This is a genomic window from Lactobacillus delbrueckii subsp. delbrueckii DSM 20074 = JCM 1012, assembly GCF_001433875.1.
Classification (GTDB): Bacteria; Bacillota; Bacilli; order Lactobacillales; family Lactobacillaceae; genus Lactobacillus; species Lactobacillus delbrueckii.
The window spans coordinates 32197-36770 of the sequence record NZ_AZCR01000011.1; the positions used below are offsets into that span (position 1 = coordinate 32197).

5 protein-coding genes are annotated in these 4574 nt (G+C 49.6%); 4 read left to right on the plus strand and 1 reads right to left on the minus strand.

Annotation, left to right across the window (positions count from 1 at the left end; all coding sequences use genetic code 11):
* The 4 genes from FD23_RS10235 to FD23_RS09170 form a co-directional block, all read left to right on the plus strand.
* Nucleotides 1-311: Bax inhibitor-1 family protein (locus FD23_RS10235; RefSeq protein ID WP_236743869.1), on the plus strand; the 311-nt coding region annotated here is incomplete at its 5' end.
* 138 nt (nucleotides 312-449) lie between these two features.
* The gene (locus FD23_RS03210) at nucleotides 450-1649 is read left to right on the plus strand and encodes an MFS transporter (protein WP_025895464.1); all 1200 of its coding nucleotides are present in this window, start codon (nucleotides 450-452) and stop codon (nucleotides 1647-1649) included.
* A gap of 403 nt (nucleotides 1650-2052) precedes the next feature.
* Nucleotides 2053-2256 carry a hypothetical protein gene (locus FD23_RS10240; protein ID WP_230844795.1) on the plus strand — a complete coding sequence of 68 codons (204 nt, stop codon included), beginning with the start codon at nucleotides 2053-2055 and terminating at the stop codon, nucleotides 2254-2256.
* 161 nt (nucleotides 2257-2417) lie between these two features.
* Nucleotides 2418-2540, plus strand: coding sequence for a hypothetical protein (locus tag FD23_RS09170; RefSeq protein WP_044880484.1), 123 nt, complete (start codon nucleotides 2418-2420; stop codon nucleotides 2538-2540).
* A 59-nt stretch (nucleotides 2541-2599) separates the two neighbouring features.
* Here FD23_RS09170 and FD23_RS03220 read toward each other — a convergent pair whose 3' ends face one another.
* Entirely contained in the window at nucleotides 2600-4222 is a 1623-nt protein-coding gene (locus tag FD23_RS03220; protein WP_052933564.1) for an ABC-F family ATP-binding cassette domain-containing protein, read from the minus strand.
* Nucleotides 4223-4574: the final 352 nt, after the last annotated feature.

A 4574-nucleotide genomic window follows, 5' to 3' on the forward strand; every position in this document is an offset into this window, starting at 1 on the left:
CTAAGAAGAACCTGGACACCATCGGGGCTTACGCTTCAGCCGCCATCTGGGGCTTGATCGTGGCCAGCCTGGTCAACATGTTCTTGAAGAGCACGCCAGCCAGCTTCATCTTCTCCATCATCGGGGTCATCATTTTCACGATCTTGACTGCCTGGGATGCCCAGAAGATGAAGTCCATCTACGCCAGTTACGGCGACCAGCTGCCAGAACTTGGCCTGGCCGTTAACGGGGCTTTGATGCTGTACCTGGACTTCATCAACCTCTTCCTGCAATTTTTGCGGATCTTCGGGATCGCTGACAACGACAACTAAAATTTAAGATTTTCTTTTTTGAAAAGGCTCTCTTCTTATTAGAGGGCCTTTTTTCCTTGACTATTTTTCCTGCAAGAGTAAGGTAAAAGATATGTAAAGTATTTATTAGCGAAGCTGAAATAAAAGGAAGGTCACACATTGCAAAAGCAGCCGGTATGGAAAAGAAATCTGCAAGTCTCGATGGTCAGCGTCTTTTTGGCGGGGATTGCCTTTTCGGAAATTACCCCTTTTTTGTCCTTGTACATTGACACCCTGGGCAAGTTCAGCCACCAGCAGCTGAGCTTTTGGTCAGGGATCGTCTTTTCAGCGGTCTACGTGGTGGCGGCCCTGGTTTCCCCGATTTGGGGCAAGCTGGCTGACAAGAAGGGGCGCAAGCCGATGATTCTGCGGGCCTCTTTAGGGATGGCGGTCGTCTTTACCTGCATGGGCCTGGCCCAGAATGTCTGGCAGCTGCTGTTTCTTAGAGGGATGCAGGGGTTTTTTGCCGGCTTCATCTCTAACTCTAACGCCCTTATCGCGTCAGAAACGCCGAAGAACAAGTCGGGCAAGGCGCTGGGGATCATGATTTCTGCCCAGACCGGGGGGCAATTGCTGGGGCCCTTTGCCGGCGGGGCCTTATCGCAGGCTTTTAGCTATCGGGTAACCTTCTTTATTACCGGGGCTCTGCTTTTCACCTGCTTTATCTTGTCTGTCTTCTTTATCCATGAAGATGACTTCGTGCCAGTTGAGAGCAAGCAGCGGGGCAGCTTTAAGGACACGATGAAGCAGTTTAAGAGCGGGCAATTGATTCTGGGACTGCTGCTGACGACCTTGATCATTCAAGCGGCCAACAACTCCATCAACCCGATCGTTTCCTTGTATGTTAGAAGCTTGATGCACAATTCCGGGCAGGTTGTCCTCGTCAGCGGGGTGATCGCAGCTTTGCCAGGAATTGCCACGGTGGCCGCGGCTTCTTACTTTGGTGGCTTAGGTGACCGGATTGGGACCCACAAGATCATCTTAGGCGGCTTGATTGGGTCGATCATCCTCTTCTTCTTGACGGCTTTCGTCCGCAACACGGTTGAGCTTGGCGTCTGCCGCTTCCTGGTTGGTTTTACTGACGCCTGCCTCTTCCCGCAGGTCCAGACCATGCTGGCCAAGCACAGTCCAAAGAAACTGACCAGCCGGGTCTTCAGCTGGAACCAAAGTGCCATGTACGTCGGCAATATTTTTGGCCCTCTGCTAGGTTCAACGGTTTCCGCCCACTTCGGCTACAGTGCCGTCTTCCTGGTAACCAGCGGGATTGTCGTGATGAACCTGCTTCTTTACCGGACTAATATTTTGAAAAACATTGCCTAGCTTAGGCGCAAAAAAACTCCAAGATTCATTCTTGGGGCTTTTTGCTTGGAGATTATTCTTGACTATCCTAAAGAGCAAGCACTGTTTTGTCTGTGTTTGGGCCGATTTTACCTATTTTTCACAAAGACAAAGATGTCCTTAAGTGAAAATAACAAATTTTAACAAAATCTATGCGTTTGCTCAAAAAAATTCTTCGCATTATACTGAAGGAAAAATATTCTTTGGGAATCGAGGTGTTCTTTTGGAAGTCATTACCAAAATTTTGCAAGCTGTCAGCTTTCTGCTCAGCCTCTTTCTTCTTTGGGCCGGCCTGGCCAGCTTGCTTGATGTCTGCAACTCTGCCAGACTAATGGGCTAGTCCTCTTTCATCCCTTCAATTGTCGCCGGCCTGGTCTTCATTGTCATGCTCATCTGCGAAGCCTGGATCGGCCTGCGGATAAACAAGCTGGACGACCGGGGAATCTTCTTCTTCCTGGCTGCCCTCCTGCTTTTAACAGCCGGCGAAATGGTCGCCCCTGTTGCTTTAGGCTCTGGCTTTCTCTGGCTGAACCTCTTGCAACTCTTGCTGGTCCTTCTGGCCCGCTTTGCCATCGATTTTCATGAATAGTGGCCAAAAATTACACATACCAAAAATGGTGAGACTCATTCTCGAGCTTCACCATTTTATTTTTTTCGTTTCATGGACAAGTCATCCGGCAAGACAAAGATCACAAAGACATCCCCGTAGTAATTGTCTTCCACATACCAGCCGAATACGTCGCCTTATACATGCGGTCAATCGGCCATGAAAGTCTCTTCTTCTGCTACGTCTCATTCGCGGCCTTCATTTCTCTTTTGGTTTATGTCTTTGCCTTAAAAGGTCACCGGTCAGTACTTGACGATGAAGCATAAGGCAGATGCAAAAAAGCTTATCCAGGGCGGATAAGCTTTTTCTTTGGCTTTTTCTGCTTTTAGTAAATCTTTGCAACTTGTTCCTGAACAGTCGGGTGGGCCAGGAAGTCGTCATAGCTGATGTCGGCCCGGGCCACCACACCCTTTGGACCAACTTCAATAATGTGGTTGGCAATGGTCTGGATGAACTCGTGGTCGTGGGAAGTAAAGAGAATTGAGCCAGGGTAGTTTTCCATGGCTTCGTTCAAGGCGGTGATGGATTCCAGGTCCAAGTGGTTGGTTGGATCGTCCATGACCAGCACGTTGGCTGCTTCCAGCATCATTCTGGACAGCTGGCAGCGGACCTTTTCACCCCCGGACAGGACCTTGATCTGCTTGTTGATCTCGTCGCCGCTGAAAAGCATTCTGCCCAAGAAGCCCCGCAGGAAGGTGTTGTCGTCGTGTTCCTTGTCAGCGTATTGGCGCAGCCAATCCAAAATCGTCAATTCGTCATTGTCGAAGTTGGCGTTAAGGTCTCTGGACATGTAGTTAAAGGAAGTCGTCTGCCCCCAGGTAACAGTCCCGGAGTCTGGTTCCAGGCGGCCGGCGATGATTTCCATCAAGGCCGTGGTTGCCCGGGTGTTTCTGGACAAGAAGGCAACCTTGTCACCTGGCCGGATGATAAAGGAAACATTGTCCAAAAGCTGCTCGTCGCCGGACTTGTAGGACACATTGTCCACTCTCAGCAAGTCGTTGCCTAGGTCCCGGTTCACCTCAAACTTGATGTACGGGTACTTGCGGCTGGATGGCTTGATGTCGTCCAAGCTGATCTTGTCCAGCTGCTTCTTTCTAGAAGTAGCCTGCTTGGACTTGGAAGCGTTGGCTGAGAAACGGGCGATAAATTCCTGCAGCTGCTTGATCTGTTCTTCCTTCTTGGCATTTTGCTGGCGGGCCAGTTCCGTAGCCAGCTTACTTGATTCGTACCAGAAGTCGTAGTTGCCGACGTAGAGCTTGATCTGCCCGCGGTCAACGTCACACATCTGGGTGCAGACCTGGTTCAGGAAGTGACGGTCGTGGGAAACGACCAGGACGATGTTTTCGTAGTCAGCCAGGAAGTTTTCCAGCCAGGCCGTGGTGTGCACGTCCAGACCGTTGGTCGGTTCGTCCAAAAGAAGGATGTCCGGGTTGCCAAAAAGGGCCTGGGCCAAAAGGACCTTAACCTTGTCGCTTTCCGCCAGCTCGCTCATCTGCTTTTGGTGCATGTCTTCCGGAATGCTCATGGACTGGAGAAGCTGGGCAGCATCAGCTTCCGCATTCCAGCCGTCCAGTTCCGCAAATTCCGTTTCCAGTTCAGCCGCCTTGACCCCGTCTTCTTCACTAAAGTCGGCCTTGGCGTAAAGGGCGTCACGCTCCTTCATGACCTGGTAGAGCTTTTGGTGGCCTTGAATCACAGTTTCCATAACGGAAAAATCTTCAAAGGCAAAGTGGTCCTGATTCAGGCTGGACATTCTTTCGTTAGGGCCCATGCTGATTGAGCCCGTGGTTGGTTCCATTTTTCCTTCCAGCAGCTTTAAGAAAGTCGACTTGCCGGCCCCGTTGGCTCCAATGATGCCGTAGCAGTTGCCCGGCGTGAACTTAAGGTTGACGTCACTGTAAAGGGTGCGACTGCCGATTTGCAAACTTAAATCTGTTACTGTGATCAATAGATTTTCCTCTGTTTCTTAAATTTTCAAATTTTCTACTGCAATTATGACTAAATCAGTATACCAGGTTTGGCCTTTTGCCTCCATGCTTTTCAACCATTTTCTCCTCCCTTTTTTCAACTTCTTCCTTATTTAAGAAAAAATTGGCTTGTCTGTGCCTGTCGACTTTAATGTCTGTGGTCAGCGTGCCCTTGATTATTATGCTGGCCAGCTGGCTCAAGCAGCTTGTATAGTTCCCCATTAAGCAAAAAGGACATTTTTTGTCAAGACGATGATATGACCCCCGAAATTAGGACACTAATTTCGGGGGTTATTTTCATGACTAAATACACTAAAGAAATCAAACTTGCTA